The organism is Chitinophaga sp. (assembly GCF_036569125.1).
In the GTDB taxonomy this organism is placed as follows: domain Bacteria; phylum Bacteroidota; class Bacteroidia; order Chitinophagales; family Chitinophagaceae; genus Chitinophaga.
This window is the reverse complement of sequence record NZ_DATCRF010000499.1, coordinates 1-16,147: the sequence shown is the minus strand read 5'-3', so window position 1 is coordinate 16,147 and position 16,147 is coordinate 1. Positions and strand designations below refer to the sequence as shown.

The window sequence follows — 16,147 nt, the reverse complement described above, 5'->3', positions numbered from 1 at the left end:
AATTTCAGGCGCCGTACCAGGTTGGCCAGCCCTATACCGGCCACTCTGTCCTTTACCTCGTTCGTCTGGCAATTAAATTTATTCTTCACATCAAGGGAAAGCTTGTCCTCATTCACTTGCAGGGCTATATTAATTTCCGGCTCCTCTATCAGGCCAATACCATGTTTAAATGCATTTTCAATTAAGGGTATCAGCAGCATAGGCTCTATATAACGTTCGGTAGCCGGCGGCTGCATGCTTAGTAAGATCTGCACCTGGTTGCCAAAACGCAGCGTTTGCAGGTCAATATAGCTTTGCAGGTAATTCATTTCCTTGCTCAGGCTTACTTTTTCCATGTCCGATTCATAGAGCATATAATGCATCAGGTTAGAAAGCTCTATCAGCGCAGGCTCCAGCTTGTCCGACTTTTTGCGGGCCAGGGCCACCATGCTGTTCAGCGTATTGAACATAAAATGCGGGCTTACCTGCGAGCGCAGGAAAGAAAGCTCTGTACGCAGCTGCTCTTTCTGCAGGCGCTGATCCTTGATCATTTTTTCTACGTAGGAGTAACCCGTAGCCGTACCCAGGATCATTACGCTCACAAAGAACTTTAATATCAGGCTGGTCACCATCTCCTGCGGTTTGCGGTGCTCAAACACCATCGATGATACAAAATACACCACCAATATCAGCACGCACACGGCCACTACCCGCCAGATGTAATCCCAGGCGCGCCCCCGCAGTAAATACCGCGGAAACAGCACATAGGCATTCAGGTAAAAAGCGCCAATATGCATGAAGGTGAAAACTACCCGGGTGGTTTCATAGGGATCCTTAGCGGGATCTGTTTTGGAAGGCAGCACTACCAGCGGAATGCCCAGCGCCAGTAATAATACCAGCAGGTGCCAGAGGATGTAGCTTAACTTCTTGGAAGGCATCGTTTTTTAAATTAATAATGAATAATTAAGAATTAATAATCGTATAGCTGGTCATCAATGATCAGAATGTTTTACGTAACAAAAATAAGCGCCATTATGAGATGCCCAATTACTTGAACTATTTCATCCATAATTATTAATTATTCATTCTTAATTATTAATTAAACGTTCATTCTTAATTATTAATTAACCAAAAATACTTCAAAAGCGCAGAAATCAACTATGCAGGGGCCTTTTTGCGACCATTGGACCAATTCTGTAGACGAACAGGCAGCCTGCAATTTGCATGCAGGCAATTGCCGTATTATCGTAGCAGCAATCTATCCAGGTCAGAGCATCCTATAAAGCATCATCAACCCTATTAAAACCCCGTGTATGAAAAAGCACCTTTACCTTTTGTTATCCATTTTACTTGTAGCTACAACAGCCTCACATGCACAGAATGCGCAGCAGCTGTATTTTAACCAGCTTAGCACCGACTTCGATTACCAGGCAGCCAGCTTTGTGGTTGATACGCCGCCCAGCCCCACAGCAGCCTCCCGCGCATTCCTGTTATGGAGCAAGAACTTCGTGAAAGACCCTGCCATCCGCGGCTTATCGCTGGATGAATTTGATGCCGCCGGCAACTTCCTCTCCGAAAATTTTAACCCGCAGCCCCAGCTGCCCACGGAATCCATTCTGCCAAAAAAGATCATCAGGTCCAAACAGGTAAAAGGCTATTACCTGCTGGCATATGTGATCAAGTCCATTAAAACCATTAACGGATTCCAGGTATACAGCACGCCGCTGGTGATCCGGCTGGATCCTAATTTAAACCCGTTGTGGGTGGCTAAGCTGCATTACTCCACCATTACTACGGCCAATGCGCAGGCAATAATTGAGTACAATGATATTATTGAAAGCGTTAACAGCGATGTGGTGCTGGCCGGCCGCTATGGCGATGCGCCGGGTAAGCAAACCTCCGTGTTGCTCACCCGTCTAACCCAAACCGGCGCCATGGTATGGACATACCAGTATCCGCTGTCGGTATGTAATGCAGAAGCATTATCCCTCACCGAGCTTACAGACCGTAACCTTGCCCTTACCGGTTACCTTGAATCCTGCAGCGGTGGCCCCAGCGGGCCGCGTACCCTGCTGTATGCGATGTTTAACTCCATTGGCACGCCGGCAGTAGTGGAAAGGCTGCTGGGCGGGCAGGCCCTGTCCGGCAGTAAGATCGTAAAACATACTGCCATTGCCGGCGCAGATGAAATGTTCATTACCGGTTATATTGATCTTATAAGCCCTACCGGCGCTATTAACAAACAAATATTGCTGGTGGATATTAAGGAAAGCGGCGGTACCATTACCATTAACCATATTGGCGATGCTGGCAGTGAAGCAGCCAGCGACCTGGTAGCAGAGCTGGTGCCGGGCACTAACAACATCAATCTATATCTTACCGGTTACACGGATAGTTATGCTACCAACCTGAAAACCGATGCATTTTTTCTTTGGCTGAAATACAGTAACCACGTGCTTAGCTTAGCGTCATTTAATACTTTCCCCACCAGCATCAGCAACTATGTAGCCATGAAAGGGCTGGAGCTGAAGTGGGCCGGCAAAGAACGTTTTGCCATCCTGGCCAATACACAAATGACCTTTGGCACGCAGCTGCGTACCAATACGCACGTTTTCATCCGCGATCTGAATGACCTCAGCAATTGTATAAAAACCTACCAGCCGCCTGTAACAGCTTACCAGCTTGTTGTACAGCCGGTAACGCCAACTATGATCCGCCTGCCCTTCGTACCTTACCGTGATGAATACACGCCATTCAATAAGGTGCAGCCACGGCTGGAATGCGGCACGTTCAAAGTAGATCCCTATAATGCCAATAACCTGCGTACAGCCGGCCAGCCGCTTAGCAGCATAACGGCTGTAAAAGGCCCTGCTGCCATACGCGTGTATCCCAACCCGGTACATGACCAGCTGTATATTGACTATGGCGTGCCTAAGAACAAAGGCCGCATTACCGCCGGCATCTACAGTACAGATATGCGTTTGCTCCGCACATTTGTATTGCCTGGCGGCAACCGTAACAGCATTTCTTTACAAGGCTTAAGCAGTGGGTTATATTTCCTGCAAATACAGCACCTGGGTACTACACAGGTTTTTGAGATCAGGAAAGAGTAAGGATTGTTTTACCTGGTGGATTGAAAAACATAAGGCATGCTGTTTAAAACAGTATGCCTTATTTTATGGAAGAATGGGAAACAAAAGGCTCCAGCTTTATCCTCACATACTGCTGCAGCAAAATAGGATACATATTGTACAGGATGTTGGTAAGCAGTAAAAGCCCTGCCCAGCCATATTGTTCCTGCACCAGCGCATAGATGATAATACAGGTAAAAAAGCAAAGCAGCAGGTAATGAAAACGTTCAAACATATACGTTTTCCGGTAATGCAGCTGAATGTCCTGCCGTGTATTGCCCACCACTTTATAATGCGGATATTTTCTGCGGATCAGGTTATTGATAAAGGTGCCATTCTGCGTAACCCGGTTAATATAATGTACACCCAGCTTATGGTATACTGCGGTAGTAGTGCCCAGCTGCAACTTATTTAATCCACTCCGGGGAAGGAACAGCGTAGTGATGCTGATGGCGCCTGCCACATACAGCCACCATGGCGCTACTGAGCTGTAACAGTAAATATAAATGGGTAGCAGGTTTAATACAGTCCAGAAGAGGTTGGCAACCCCGTTGTAAAAGGCCACCCTTTGTTTGATCCCGGCAGGCTCTTTCGGATTAGCTGGCGCCATATAGAACAGTTGTTGGCTACTACCCAAATATACATAATAGCCTAGCAAATACCAGCTACTCCACAACGCCGAAAACATGTTTATTTACCTGTGCAAGCTCATCCTGGTTAATGGTATGGCCCATGTTGTCGTACACTTTAAGGGTAACATTGGCATGTTTGTCCTGCAGTATGTTTGCAGTAGCATACACGCGCTCAACAGGCACATGCATATCCGAATTGCTACTGCCTATGAAAATGGGCGTACCGTTAAAGTCGCCGGTATAATTTTCAGGGTAGATCCTGTCACCGATCAACCCACCGGTAAAGGCAGCTGCGCCGCCATATTTAGTGGCATTACGTGTAATAAATTCCAGCATCAGGCAGGCGCCCTGTGAAAAGCCCAGGAACCAGGTTTGCTCCGCTGCAATACCCTGTTGTTGCAGATCTTCCGTTACTTCTTTTAACAGGTTCAGCGCAGCGGTTAACCAGGGTTCATTACGCTCCGGCGCTGCCAGGAACGAGTTAGGGTACCAGCTGTTACCACTGGCCTGCGGCGCCAGCAGCGCAAAATCCTGCACTGCCAGGTGGGGCGCCAGGCTAAGAATGTCCTCAGCGCTGCCGCCCCGTCCGTGTATCATCACCAAAGCTTTTTGAGCCTCTTTCACCGGTAACCCTGCAGTTATAATATTTTTTGTGTGCATCTTATTTGTATTGTTCTAAGTGTAAGCTCACCTGCGGCAATTCCTTCGCTATCTGCTCCCGGCTGGGTTCAAACTGGGCGGGCAGCTTCAGGCCTTCGCCCAAATGTTCCATCGGTTCATCTACTGCAAAACCAGGACCCGCTGTAGCTACTTCAAACAGCACGCCGCCCGGCTCCCGGAAGTATATGGAAGTAAAGTAATTACGGTCCAGCACCGGTGTGGTATTGATCATGCGCTGCACTATCTTCTGGCGTACGGCCAGCTGCGAAGCGCTGTCGGGCGTGCTAAAGGCAATGTGGTGCACGGTACCGTTGCCTGCCAGGCCTTTCAGGCTTTCCGGTGAGCAAAGGATGTCAATATAATTACCCGGTTTATCTGTGGCAGCAAAGCGGAAGCGGTTGCCCTTTTCTGCTATCAGCTTATGATCCAGCTGTTCGGTAAGCAAGCCCGCGGTACGTTCATAACCGTCTTCCCATATTTCTACATTATAAAAACCTTTGATGGCATATTCAATAGGGATGGGGCCATAGGTGAATCCCTTACGTTCATCGCGGTCATTAAAAACCAGCTCCAGGCCTAAGCCATCGGGGTCTTCAAAGTAGATCACTACTTCATTATCAAAACGCTCCTGCGGCTCTTTATAGCTTACGCCAAAACGTTTCAGCCTTTCCTGCCAAAAGCTAAGCGCAGCAGCAGGTACGGAAAAAGTAGTGGTGTTCAGCATGCCTTTACCATGGCGGCCATGTACCAGGCCTGTGCCATAAGGGAAAAAGGTCATAATGCTGCCGGGATGTCCGGCTTCATCGCCATAATAAAAATGGTATACATCCGGCGCATCAAAGTTCACGGTCTTCTTCACTAAACGAACGCCCAGGATCCCGGCATAAAAATCTATATTCTTTTGGGCATCACCTGCTATTGCAGTAACGTGGTGAATGCCTGTAATTAACTGGCTCATATATTTAATTTAAAGGGTGGATGTTATTTCGTTTGTTTATTAGCTAATGCAGCTTGTATCTCGTTATCCAGCAGGCCGCTGCCGCCGCCATAGTGGCGTATTACCGGCACACCGGGCTGCAGCTGTAACAGCTTGGCTGTTAGTGCAGCGCCTTCCTGTTCTGAGATGCCTGCGCAAAGCAGCACCAGGTCAAAAGCTGTTGTTTGAATAGCTGCCAGGGCTTCCTCATCCGTAGTAACGGTAATGCCGGTACGGTTCTCAGGAGTGTTCAGCAGCCGGTTTATTACGGCCATGATCTCCGGGTTGCGGCCTATTGCCAGTATGTTTAAAGCTTGCATAACGGTTTAGTTAATTTGCATGGGCACTTCCATGATCAGTAATTCAGCATCGGCGCTGTTGGCAGTGATGGCAATGTTATCCGTACCGCTGATACCCAGTCCATCGCGTTCCCCTAAAGCTTGCCCGTCAACGGTAAAGCTGCCTTTGATCACAAAAGCATACACGCCGTTACCTTCTTTTTTCAGGTTGTATGTGGTTGCAAAACCAGCATCAAAGCGGCCCAGGTGAAACCAGGCATCCTGGTACAGCCAGGTACCGGCATCGTCCGGGTTAGGGGAGATGATCTGCTGCAGTGTATTATGCCGGTCTGCCGGGTTCAGGGTGATCTGGTCGTACCGCGGCGTTACATTCAGCTTGTTGGGAAACAGCCAGATCTGCAGGAACTTAACCGGTTGTGTAGGGTGGCCGTTATACTCGCTGTGGAATACGCCGCTGCCGGTGCTCATGATCTGGATATCGCCCTGGTGAATGGCCTGGGTATGCCCCATGTTATCCTTATGTTCCAGCTGGCCTTCCAGCGGAATGCTGATAATTTCCATATTATCGTGCGGGTGGCTGCCAAAGCCCTTGCCGCCTGCAACCACATCATCATTTAACACCCGTAAGGCGCCAAAATGAACCCGCTCCGGGTTATAATAACCTGCAAAGCTAAAGGTCTGGTGGCTGCTTAACCAGCCGTGGTCCGCATGTCCGCGGGTAGCTGCCGTATGTAAGGTATGTGTTGCCATAATTGTAATTTGATAACACAAATGTCCGAAAGGCAGGGTTTATGACCATTAACCTAGATTAAGAAAGCGGGGAAATGTGCAGATATGCAGATGTGCAAATGTGCAAATGATAAATGACCTCCGCGGTAACCATCTGCGCATTCCCCGGCAATTAAACAGGATGTATAGTGCAAATGCCAGACATCTTCGCTGCATTCCATCTGCACATTTGCATATCTGCACATCTGCACATCAGATAAAGGTTCTCGTTCCGCTCAAACTTTCCCTGAACTGCCTGGGCGTACAGCCTTTCTTCTTTTTAAACAGGCGGTTAAAGTTGGAGATATTATTAAACCCGCACTTGTACGATATTTCAGCCACTGCATATGAGGTATTCACCAGCAGGCGGCAGGCATGTCCCAGCCGGATCTCATTCAGACTGTCAATGAAAGTATTGCCGGTGCACTTCTTAATAAAACGGCTGAACGAAACGTCCGTCATACTTACCAGCCGGGCCACATCGGTAAGGCTGATGGCTTTGTCGTAATTAATATTCATGTACTCGAACGCCTTCTCAATACGCCGGCTGTTATGGTTAAACAAACCTTTGTGAAAAGTGGTGTCCGACAAGGTGCGCATATGGCGGGAAATAGACAGGTCGTGCAGGATAGACATCAGCTCCAGCACCGAATCAAAACCTGCTTTCTGGTTCAGCGTCAGCAGGCGGGGGGTAAGCTGTTTAATGGTATCCGGGGAAAACAGGATGCCATTGGCCGCCTTTTCAAACAACATCCGCATAAAGCTTAGCTGGTTCTTACGCAGCAGCTTATCATCAAACAGGTCGCGGTGGAACTGGATGGTGATCTCAGTAATTTCCCTGCTGCGGCATTCATGCGTAAACCAGCCGTGGTTCAGGTTAGGCCCCACCAGCACCAGCTCCTCTGCCTCAATAGTATCTATATGATCGCCTACTATACGCTGTGCGCCCTTTGCATTTAAGATCAGGTTCAGCTCAAATTCTTCATGATAGTGTAAGGGAAAGTCAAATTTATGTTTGCTGCGGGCAAAGATCATGAAACAATCGCTCTGGGTAAGCGGAGTAATTTCCCGCAGAATGTTACTGGTGATGGCTGCATGATTCATAACAGTGGAGCTTATAGTCAAATATAACGGATAAAATAATATCATCCCGTACTCCATTGGAACAAATTATAAAGCGCCCTGTTTACAGGTATTTATCAGGTATTCACTTCTGTCACCTTTTCAATAAAGCTGCTGTCTGCCAATAAGAAGATAAAAAAGTATAAATAAGGAGTGTGTATTAAGATCGTTTTGGATCAAATGCTTTCGTTATGAAACGCTTACTAAAAGTTTCCACCTGCAGCAACCGCGGGAGATCCCTGTTCAACAGCGTAGCACCATTAACGTTAGCCTGCTATATGCCAACACCAATCGGCCGTTAGCTCTCTGGAACAGGGCCTACTATCTTTCATTCGTAATTCGTAATTTCCAATTCACAATTATTTCCGCGTTCACCGTATTGTTTTTCAAATAAAATATCGTTCACATTCGCAGCATTCCAATTATTCATATTCATAATATCTTTTCAATGGCATTCATGCCCCGTTTGGCGGGGCCGTAATTCGTAATTGAATAATTCGTAATTCACCATGAAGCATATCTTCTTCGCACTCCTCCTTACTCCGTTCATCCTCCACGCGCAGTCCGACCCGCAGGCTACGCCTGCAGCCAAACAGCTGCACCAGCGCCTGTATAAGCTTATGCAGCGTGGCATTATGTTCGGGCACCAGGATGATATGGCCTATGGCGTTGGCTGGAAATATGAGCATGGCCGTTCTGATGTAAGATCGGTTTGCGGGGATGGCCCCGCCGTTTACGGCTGGGACCTGGGGCACCTTGAGCTGGGCCGCAGCCATAACCTGGACAGTGTACCTTTTGATAGCCTGCGGTCGTATATCCGCGCGGTATATGAAAGCGGCGGCATTAATACATTAAGCTGGCATGGAAATAATCCGGCTACCGGCGGTTCTGCCTGGGATACTTCGCTGGCCGTTACCGCAGTACTGCCGGGCGGCGGCAGTAACGCTACCTACAACGCCTGGCTGGATAAGCTGGCAGATTTTATGCTGTCGCTGAAAGCCGGCGATGGTACGCTGATACCCGTGATCTTCCGCCCTTTTCATGAGCATACCGGCAGCTGGTTCTGGTGGGGGCAGCACCAGTGCACCTCCATGGAGTTCAGAACCTTATGGCAATACACCGTTAACTACCTGCAGATTCAAAAGCATGTGCATAACCTGCTGTTTGCCTATTCTGCAGCAGATTTCAATAATGAAAAGGATTACCTGGAACGATGGCCCGGCGATGATTTTGTAGATGTAATAGGGTTTGATCTGTACCAACAGGGTAGCGCAGCAAACTATCAGCGTTTGTTACAGGAACGCTTACACGTTTTGCAGGAGGTAGCAGCCGCACACGGCATGATCCCGGCCCTCACAGAAACCGGCCTGGAAAGGATCCCCCAAGCCACCTGGTGGACGCAAACGCTGTTGCCCATACTGCAGCACTACAAATTATCCTATGTGCTGGTATGGCGCAACGGCCACCCCGATCATTACTATGCGCCCTATCCCGGCCAGGCCAGCGCCGAAGACTTTAAAAAATTTCACGCAAACGAGCATACGCTTTTCCTGGAGGAAGCAAAAAGCATAAAGGATAAAGCAGAAAGCCCACAACCCGTTTTAAAAGAAGCGGAAAGCAAAAAGCTGAAAGCAGAAAGCCCACACCCCAAAGCCAAAAGCTGACCGCAAAAAGCGGATGGGGCCGGCAAACGGCCATCATCCGCATCAATCCCTTTATGCTTTATGCTTTATCCTTTTTGCTTTATCCTTTATGCTTTTCGCTTTACGCTAAAAAAAAGAAATGAAACTCGCCACTATTGACCTGATCATCATCATCCTGTATCTCCTTGCCACTATAGCCATTGGCGTTATATTGAAAAAACGCGCCAAAGCCAGCAAGGACGCCTACATGCTGGGCGGCAAATCGCTGCCCTGGTACCTGCTGGGCCTCTCCAACGCCTCCGATATGTTCGACATTTCAGGTACCATGTGGATGGTAACCCTGGCCTTTGTATACGGTTTAAAAAGCATCTGGATCCCCTGGTTATGGCCCTCCTTTAACCAGGTATTTATGATGGTATATCTCTCTGCCTGGCTGCGCCGCTCTAATGTTACCACCGGCGCAGAGTGGATCAGCACCCGTTTTGGAAAGGGCAGGGGCGCCTCGCTGTCGCATACTATTGTAGTGATCTTTGCGCTCATCAGCTGCCTGGGATTCCTGGCCTATGGCTTTATTGGCCTGGGCAAATTTGTGGAGATCTTTGTACCCTGGCAGGTAGTGCAGCCTTATGTACCCTTTACGGTTAGCGCGCAGTATATACCGCATTTTTATGGCATTGTGTTCACCCTGTTTGCCGTGTTCTATGCGGTAATGGGCGGCATGACCAGCGTAGTATGGGCCGATGTGCTGAAGTACCTGATCATGAGCGTGGCAGCAGTAACCATTGCCATTATTGCTTACAGCAACCTGGCCGGCAAACAGCTGCCCGTACCGGATGGCTGGCATACCCCGTTCTTTAACTGGCATCTGCAGCTGGACTGGAGCCAGCAGATCCGCGAAGTGAATGAGAAAATTAAAAGCGATGGCTTCTCTCTCTTTGGCATCTTCTTTATGATGATGGTGTTCAAAGGCATCCTGGCCAGCCTGGCCGGTCCTGCGCCTAATTACGATATGCAGAAGATCCTTTCCACCCGCTCGCCCAAAGAAGCCTCCATGATGAGCGGCATTGTATCCGTAGTGCTCATACCCGTGCGTTATGCCATGATCATTGGTTTTGCGGTGCTGGCCCTGCTGTATTACAACCAGCTGAATTTAAACACGCCGCAGGGCATTGACTTTGAAAAGATCCTCCCTTCCGCTATTTCCAACTTTGTGCCCGTAGGCCTCACCGGCTTGCTGCTGGCGGGTTTGCTGGCAGCCTTTATGGGTACTTTTGCCGGTACGCTGAATGCGGCGCAGGCCTACATTGTAAATGATATTTACCTGAAATACCTGCAGCCCAACGCCGCTAACCGCAGCATCACGGCTATGAACTACCTGTCCGGTATACTGGTAACGCTGGTAAGCATTGTGCTGGGATTGTTTGCCCGCGATGTGAACAGCATTCTGCAATGGATCGTATCTGCACTTTATGGAGGTTATGTAGCAGCCAATGTATTAAAGTGGCATTGGTGGCGCTTTAACGGCAGCGGCTTTTTCTGGGGCATGCTGGCAGGCATTGTACCTGCGCTCATTTTTCCGCAGCTGTTCCCCCATACCCTGGGCTTGTATTATTTTCCGCTCATCTTCCTCATTTCCGTAGCAGGCTGTGTGCTGGGTACTTACGCAGCCCCGGCAACGGATATGGATACCCTGAAACATTTTTACCGCACGGTAAAACCCTGGGGCTTCTGGGGGCCGGTACAGGCGCAGGTAATGGCAGATGATCCGGGCTTCAGGCCCAATAAACGTTTTGGTACGGATATGTTCAACGTGCTGCTGGGTATTACGGCCCAGATCTGCCTTACACTGTTACCCATTTATGCAGTGCTCTCTATGCGGCTTCCATTAGCGGTAACCGTTATTATACTTGTTATTGTATGTATTACGCTTAAGCAAACCTGGTGGAAGCACCTGGATGAGCAAAACATTTAACCGTGAAGCGCACCCTTCACTCAACTATTATGAACTTTTTTTCTGAAAGACTCTCCCCCTGAACAGCTGGGAGTTTATAAAAAATACATCCTGGATAAAAAGGAAGGGGTGCCCCTGTCATAACAGCCGCGCATGTATGGAGGTAATGCGCCGGATTGATGAGCCGAAGGAGTAGTAATGTGGCCTGTTAATTGTTGCAGTAGATAAAACCACGTTTATGAGCCTGCTCACTGCAAAAACGGAACTCCTGGAAATCGCTTACCTGGATGAAGGACCTTCCGACGGTCCGGTTGTATTTTTATTACATGGCTGGCCGGATGATGTACGCGGCTGGCAAAAGGTAGCTCCCATCTTACACCAGGCAGGCCTGCGTACCATTACGCCTTACCTGCGCGGTTTTGGTCCTACCCATTTCCTGGCAGCCAGCAGCACCCGCGATGGGCGTGGTTTTGCGCTGGCGCAGGACGTAATTGACCTGGCCGATGTATTACAGATCAGCGGGTTTTACGTAGCCGGCCACGACTGGGGCGGACGCGCCGCTTATTTGCTGGCCGCATTGTTTCCCCAACGGGTAAAAAGCCTGGCCGTAATGGCATTAACTTTTCAGCCGCACGGAGAATTTACCGTACCACCGTTCCCGCAGGCCCGCCAGTTCTGGTATCAGTGGTTTATGTGTGTGGATGCCGGCGCCGCCGCAGTGAAAAAGGATCCTATTGGCTTTGCAAAGATCCAGTGGGATACCTGGAGCCCGGCCGGCTGGTATGAGGAGCAGGAATTCCAGCAAACCGCAGAAAGCTTTAAAAACCCCGACTGGACAGCCATTACATTGAACGGCTACCGTAGCCGCTATACTAACAGGGAAGTTACAGATCCCCGTTATGATTACCTGCAGCATAAAATGTTATCCATTGAAAAGCTGGATCAGCCCGCGCTGGTAATTATAGGCGCAGCAGATGGTTGTGATGATCCCACAAGTTTTGATAATGTACAGGAATATTTCACGGGTAGCTTTCACCGCGTAGTGCTGGATGGGGTAGGGCACTTTCAGCCCCGCGAAGCGCCGGAAGCCGTGGCTGCCGCATTAATAGAGCGGTTTAAGTAAGGGTGCTGTATCAGATAATGATCCGGTGCATCGGTAAGCATCAGCCGGTTACATTATCAATCCATTATTTACCCGCCTTCGCCTTTTCCAGGTTCCTTTTTACCAGGAATTTCACCAGCCTTGTGATCAGGGCTAAGGGCATTGGTTTATCCAGCGGAAACTGTACCGATCCTTTTCCCTGTTTATACTTTGACAGCTCATCATCAAAAGCGGCATTGCCCTGCGGTACCGGGTAAAACCCGATATGCTTTTTGAATGCTGCAAAATGCACCAGGTTACCGTTCAGGGTAAATGTAGGCATCGCATACTTAATAGCTTCCTTTGCATGCGGCGCTGCCTTTTGCACCGTTGCACGGATCTCTTCAAGCACCTGCTGAACATCAGCCGGGAACGCAGCAATATATGCATCAATGCTTTCTGCCGGCGCGTTTTTCATAGTGTTTGCCATTATTTGGGATTTAAGCTGTACACAAAACTACAGCCCCTTAAGCATATAAACCGTACCCGATCACGACATAAAAAGGGAGGATCACGACAAACTCCTCCCAAAAAACAAAATGGACCAATCCTAAGATTGATCCATTTCAAATATTTTATGTTGCGCTGATTACTTCTACATCTCACGTATCTCTCCAAATCCGGCTACCCAATTCGTAATTATTCACAACCATAATGTCTTTTCAATGACATTCATGCACCGCTTCGCGGGGGCGTAATTGAATAATTCGTAATTCCCTAAAACCAGCTCGCTCTTTCTTCCTCCGGCGGCTTCACCACTTTTTCCACTTCCGGGGTATCTGCTTCTGCATCCGCGGGTTTCAGCGGATCCGGCTCATGCCTGGCGGAAATATTCTTGCGGATGGCTCCTTCAATTACGGCGCCCTCCTTTACTTCCAGCACCACGGCATTCACGTCGCCTTTTACATAGGCTTCGTTGCTGATCACCGCCTTGTTGCTGATATAAATATCACCGTATATCTTACCATAAGTAACCAGGTCAGTGGCATACACATTACCTCTTACGCTGCCTTCCGGGCCAATAACCAGCATACCCACGGTTTTCACATCGCCTTTTACGTTGCCATCAATACGGCCGGGAATAGTGGCTTCAATAGAGCCCTGTACCACCACCTGACGGGGTAATAGAAATCTGCCTTTTGAGAAGGCGCTCCATAAACGATCTGTAATTGTAGACATTAGTTAATTGCACTTGCAGTTGCGCTGCCTGATAAATTTACTTTTTCCTCGTCAAAAATAGAAATGATTGATGAAGCATTTCCCAGGTCAACCCCTACGCTTCGCTGCGGTTTATTGTCAGAAATGCGGAGTGAATTATACAGGTAGCCAATGCTCATCAGGTTTTCAGGGGAAGGCGCAACTTCCACAGGTAAAAAATCCCGGAATTCCTCTACAAAAGCATCCGTTAATTCACGGTAATGTGCACCGCCGCCCATCAGGTAAATTTTACTGCACTGCTCAAAATCAAGGTCAGTAAAATACTGACGCATCAGGGGAGATACTACTTCCCGGTAATATTGGGTCAGCACGCCTTTACGTGCATCTTTCAGATCAATTCTTTTACGGTTGGTGAAGATAGAGCCTTTCATGAACGCATCGTCCAGCTGGTGCTCATTCTTCATGTCCAGGTAGTACTTTTGATTCAGCTCGCGCGACAGGTTGTTAATGGCATATTTAATACCATGGGAGCTGAAGCAGGTACGGTTAATCAGGCCATCGCCCGTAGCCATACCGCCCTCAATGGTGCCAAAGCCAAAGCTCACGGCAATGAAGTTATCCAGGTTAGGATCGCCAATGGTTTTCTTTAAACCAATAATGCCACCCACAATTTCCGGGATGATCTCATACTTCTCCACATCCAGCATGGCTTTTTTTACCGCGCCTTTGGTGTTAAAGGTTTGTGTATCGTATTCTATCAGGAAATGGCGCTTGCTTAAGTACTGCTCTGCCACCTGTTTGTAAATGTTGTAGGTAGAGAAAGGGAAGCCCATTGTGATGGACATCGGCTGCTGCACCCTGTCCGCAATGTTCACCATGGCTGCTTTGAACAAAATATCATAATCAACTTCCAGCGGCGCCGCATTGGTGACACGGCCCGGGTTAATGCCGCCCCGTTTAGCAAGATTACCTACCATGTACCAGGTATCATCCTTTTTTACCTTAATACCATTCAGTAGATCGCGTGAAGAATTTTCAGTGTTGCCAAAAGCAGTTTCAAAAACACTTGGGAAGCTAATTGTTGACGCTTTCATATTAGATAGTCAGTTATTAAATCAATAGGAATAGTGTGAGCTTGTACTCTAAGCTGCTACAAGATATAAAATATATTGATTCCTAATAACTTCTAATATAAAAAAATTTTAAATTTTAACTCATCCTTAACCAGCGTACATACACTGGCCGTTTTTAACCTATACTTATAGCCCCTGATAGCTTGTTTAAGCAAGCCTTTTTACAAACAAAAACTATCTGCCCTCATCGCCCAAATCCTTGCTGGCGGCAACTTCAGCAGAGCATCTCATATCTGCCTAAAACTTCCTTCTTACACCTCTCAACCCAAACCTCATATAAGCATCCAACAACCCGCAGCATTCAATTATTAATTCTTAATTCTTAATTCTTAATTCTTAATCACACCTCGGTATACCCTTCCCCTAGTTCCCCCAGCCTGAACCTGTTCACCGCATTATGTGCATGCCTCGTAGGTTCCGGCAGGCGGTAACTTCCGGTACACTGGCTGATGATAGCCAGGCTGCTGCGCACATCCAGCTTATAACCGGGGGAAATGAACACAGGCTGTACGCCGGTTTTAGTACGTAGCACCACGCCTAATACTTCCTCCTTATCCAGCAGGGGAGTGTAGGACCCCTTCTCCAATGGAGGCTCCACATACTTGCCGAACAGCTTTTTCTTGGCGCATCCTAAAGTTGCCTGCCCGCTTACTGCACCAAAATGCGCTGCAATGCCCATGCGCCGCGGGTGTGCAATCCCATGCCCGTCCACTACCAGCACATCCGGCTTCAGGGGCAGCTGCTGCCAGGCTTCCAGCAAAGCAGGTACCTCCCGGAAGGCCAGGTAGCCGGGTACGTATGGGAATAACACTTCTTTCTTAACCAGGCTGTAACCTACCGGTTGTAAGGCCGGGAAGCTAAGCAACACAATACCCGCATACACGGTGGTGCTGTATTTGTTAAAGGAGATATCGGCGCCGCCTATGATGTTAACAGGAAAATCGCGTTCCTGTATCAGTAATTGTTCCCGTAACGTTTGCTGCAGGCGGGTGGCTTCCGGTATGGTGAGGGTATCATAACTTAATGGGTCGTGCATATCAGCATATTAAGATGCCTTTTTGGTGCTGGCCCGTTTGCGGCTGGTGCTGCTTTTACGGCGGGTAGCCGCTGCTTTTTTACCGGTTGTTTTCCTGGCCTTTGCCCGTCCGGACGCTGCTTTCTTAGCAGTAGCCCGTTTACGGGTTGCTGTTTTAGCAGTGCTTTTCCGGGTGCCTTTCTTTGCTGCTGCTTTTTTGGTAGTAGCCCGTTTACGGGTAGCCGTTCCTTTCTTAGCGGCCGCCTTCTTGGTAGTAGCCTTTTTACGGGTTGATTTTTTTGCGCCGGAAGATCTCTTCGGAGCATCCGGTACTTTCTCGCCTTTTTCCCTGGCTTCAGATAAGCCGATAGCAATGGCCTGTTTGCGGCTGGTTACTTTTTTACCACTACGGCCGCTGCGCAGCGTTCCTTTCTTTTCCCGGTGAAGGGCATCACCTACGGTGTCCTGTGATTTTTTTGAATAACGTGCCATATATCAATGTTTTAGTGATCAGTCCAAAAAAAAGACCAAAACAAAGC

General features: G+C 48.5%; 16 protein-coding genes. 4 read left to right on the top strand and 12 right to left on the bottom strand.

Annotated features, from left to right (window positions below; genetic code table 11):
- On the bottom strand, positions 1 to 917 hold a 917-nt coding region (locus VIM87_RS18790; protein WP_331998483.1), incomplete at its 3' end, for a sensor histidine kinase.
- Between the two features lie 375 nt (positions 918 to 1,292).
- Here VIM87_RS18790 and VIM87_RS18785 point away from each other — a divergent pair.
- Positions 1,293 to 3,092 carry a T9SS type A sorting domain-containing protein gene (locus VIM87_RS18785; protein WP_331998482.1) on the top strand — a complete coding sequence of 600 codons (1,800 nt, stop codon included), beginning with the start codon at positions 1,293 to 1,295 and terminating at the stop codon, positions 3,090 to 3,092.
- A gap of 58 nt (positions 3,093 to 3,150) precedes the next feature.
- Here the strand turns inward: VIM87_RS18785 and VIM87_RS18780 are convergent, their stop codons facing one another.
- The 6 genes from VIM87_RS18780 to VIM87_RS18755 all read right to left on the bottom strand — a co-directional run bounded on the left by VIM87_RS18780 (position 3,151) and on the right by VIM87_RS18755 (position 7,549).
- Positions 3,151 to 3,720 carry a hypothetical protein gene (locus tag VIM87_RS18780; RefSeq protein WP_331998481.1) on the bottom strand — a complete coding sequence of 190 codons (570 nt, stop codon included), beginning with the start codon at positions 3,718 to 3,720 and terminating at the stop codon, positions 3,151 to 3,153.
- Between the two features lie 55 nt (positions 3,721 to 3,775).
- Positions 3,776 to 4,402, bottom strand: a complete 627-nt coding sequence (locus tag VIM87_RS18775) for an alpha/beta hydrolase (protein WP_331998480.1) — start codon at positions 4,400 to 4,402, stop codon at positions 3,776 to 3,778.
- A gap of 1 nt (position 4,403) precedes the next feature.
- The gene (locus tag VIM87_RS18770) at positions 4,404 to 5,360 is read right to left on the bottom strand and encodes a ring-cleaving dioxygenase (protein WP_331998479.1); all 957 of its coding nucleotides are present in this window, start codon (positions 5,358 to 5,360) and stop codon (positions 4,404 to 4,406) included.
- A gap of 23 nt (positions 5,361 to 5,383) precedes the next feature.
- Positions 5,384 to 5,698, bottom strand: a complete 315-nt coding sequence (locus VIM87_RS18765; RefSeq protein ID WP_331998478.1) for a response regulator — start codon at positions 5,696 to 5,698, stop codon at positions 5,384 to 5,386.
- Between the two features lie 6 nt (positions 5,699 to 5,704).
- Positions 5,705 to 6,427, bottom strand: a complete 723-nt coding sequence (locus VIM87_RS18760) for a pirin family protein (protein ID WP_331998477.1) — start codon at positions 6,425 to 6,427, stop codon at positions 5,705 to 5,707.
- Between the two features lie 231 nt (positions 6,428 to 6,658).
- On the bottom strand, positions 6,659 to 7,549 hold the full coding sequence (locus VIM87_RS18755) for an AraC family transcriptional regulator (protein ID WP_331998476.1): 891 nt from the start codon (positions 7,547 to 7,549) through the stop codon (positions 6,659 to 6,661).
- 527 nt (positions 7,550 to 8,076) lie between these two features.
- On the opposite strand from VIM87_RS18755, the gene VIM87_RS18750 reads away from it, so the two are divergent.
- The 3 genes from VIM87_RS18750 (at position 8,077) to VIM87_RS18740 (ending at position 12,284) form a co-directional block, all read left to right on the top strand.
- On the top strand, positions 8,077 to 9,231 hold the full coding sequence (locus VIM87_RS18750) for a glycoside hydrolase family 26 protein (RefSeq protein WP_331998475.1): 1,155 nt from the start codon (positions 8,077 to 8,079) through the stop codon (positions 9,229 to 9,231).
- 118 nt (positions 9,232 to 9,349) lie between these two features.
- On the top strand, positions 9,350 to 11,182 hold the full coding sequence (locus VIM87_RS18745) for a sodium:solute symporter family protein (RefSeq protein ID WP_331998474.1): 1,833 nt from the start codon (positions 9,350 to 9,352) through the stop codon (positions 11,180 to 11,182).
- A gap of 217 nt (positions 11,183 to 11,399) precedes the next feature.
- Complete coding sequence (locus VIM87_RS18740) at positions 11,400 to 12,284, top strand: alpha/beta hydrolase (RefSeq protein ID WP_331998473.1); 885 nt, start codon at positions 11,400 to 11,402, stop codon at positions 12,282 to 12,284.
- A gap of 64 nt (positions 12,285 to 12,348) precedes the next feature.
- Here the strand turns inward: VIM87_RS18740 and VIM87_RS18735 are convergent, their stop codons facing one another.
- From VIM87_RS18735 to VIM87_RS18715, 5 genes are all read right to left on the bottom strand, one after another.
- On the bottom strand, positions 12,349 to 12,732 hold the full coding sequence (locus tag VIM87_RS18735) for an iron chaperone (protein ID WP_331998472.1): 384 nt from the start codon (positions 12,730 to 12,732) through the stop codon (positions 12,349 to 12,351).
- Positions 12,733 to 13,019: 287 nt separating this feature from the next.
- The gene (locus VIM87_RS18730) at positions 13,020 to 13,481 is read right to left on the bottom strand and encodes a polymer-forming cytoskeletal protein (protein WP_331998471.1); all 462 of its coding nucleotides are present in this window, start codon (positions 13,479 to 13,481) and stop codon (positions 13,020 to 13,022) included.
- The gene (locus tag VIM87_RS18725; protein WP_331998470.1) at positions 13,481 to 14,554 is read right to left on the bottom strand and encodes a ParM/StbA family protein; all 1,074 of its coding nucleotides are present in this window, start codon (positions 14,552 to 14,554) and stop codon (positions 13,481 to 13,483) included. Before VIM87_RS18725 ends, VIM87_RS18730 begins: the two co-directional genes overlap by 1 nt.
- 379 nt (positions 14,555 to 14,933) lie before the next feature.
- Complete coding sequence (gene nfi / locus VIM87_RS18720; protein ID WP_331998469.1) at positions 14,934 to 15,629, bottom strand: deoxyribonuclease V; 696 nt, start codon at positions 15,627 to 15,629, stop codon at positions 14,934 to 14,936.
- A 9-nt stretch (positions 15,630 to 15,638) separates the two neighbouring features.
- Positions 15,639 to 16,100, bottom strand: a complete 462-nt coding sequence (locus VIM87_RS18715) for a DUF6496 domain-containing protein (RefSeq protein WP_331998468.1) — start codon at positions 16,098 to 16,100, stop codon at positions 15,639 to 15,641.
- Positions 16,101 to 16,147: the final 47 nt, after the last annotated feature.

Bases quoted from the DNA above. Each gene is read 5' to 3' on its own strand.
- VIM87_RS18785 (WP_331998482.1), top strand. From the start codon at position 1,293: ATGAAAAAGCACCTTTACCTTTTGTTATCCATTTTACTTGTAGCTACA.
- VIM87_RS18780 (WP_331998481.1), bottom strand. From the start codon at position 3,720: ATGGCGCCAGCTAATCCGAAAGAGCCTGCCGGGATCAAACAAAGGGTG.
- VIM87_RS18775 (WP_331998480.1), bottom strand. From the start codon at position 4,402: ATGCACACAAAAAATATTATAACTGCAGGGTTACCGGTGAAAGAGGCT.
- VIM87_RS18770 (WP_331998479.1), bottom strand. From the start codon at position 5,360: ATGAGCCAGTTAATTACAGGCATTCACCACGTTACTGCAATAGCAGGT.
- VIM87_RS18765 (WP_331998478.1), bottom strand. From the start codon at position 5,698: ATGCAAGCTTTAAACATACTGGCAATAGGCCGCAACCCGGAGATCATG.
- VIM87_RS18760 (WP_331998477.1), bottom strand. From the start codon at position 6,427: ATGGCAACACATACCTTACATACGGCAGCTACCCGCGGACATGCGGAC.
- VIM87_RS18755 (WP_331998476.1), bottom strand. From the start codon at position 7,549: ATGAATCATGCAGCCATCACCAGTAACATTCTGCGGGAAATTACTCCG.
- VIM87_RS18750 (WP_331998475.1), top strand. From the start codon at position 8,077: ATGAAGCATATCTTCTTCGCACTCCTCCTTACTCCGTTCATCCTCCAC.
- VIM87_RS18745 (WP_331998474.1), top strand. From the start codon at position 9,350: ATGAAACTCGCCACTATTGACCTGATCATCATCATCCTGTATCTCCTT.
- VIM87_RS18740 (WP_331998473.1), top strand. From the start codon at position 11,400: ATGAGCCTGCTCACTGCAAAAACGGAACTCCTGGAAATCGCTTACCTG.
- VIM87_RS18735 (WP_331998472.1), bottom strand. From the start codon at position 12,732: ATGGCAAACACTATGAAAAACGCGCCGGCAGAAAGCATTGATGCATAT.
- VIM87_RS18730 (WP_331998471.1), bottom strand. From the start codon at position 13,481: ATGTCTACAATTACAGATCGTTTATGGAGCGCCTTCTCAAAAGGCAGA.
- VIM87_RS18725 (WP_331998470.1), bottom strand. From the start codon at position 14,554: ATGAAAGCGTCAACAATTAGCTTCCCAAGTGTTTTTGAAACTGCTTTT.
- nfi (WP_331998469.1), bottom strand. From the start codon at position 15,629: ATGCACGACCCATTAAGTTATGATACCCTCACCATACCGGAAGCCACC.
- VIM87_RS18715 (WP_331998468.1), bottom strand. From the start codon at position 16,100: ATGGCACGTTATTCAAAAAAATCACAGGACACCGTAGGTGATGCCCTT.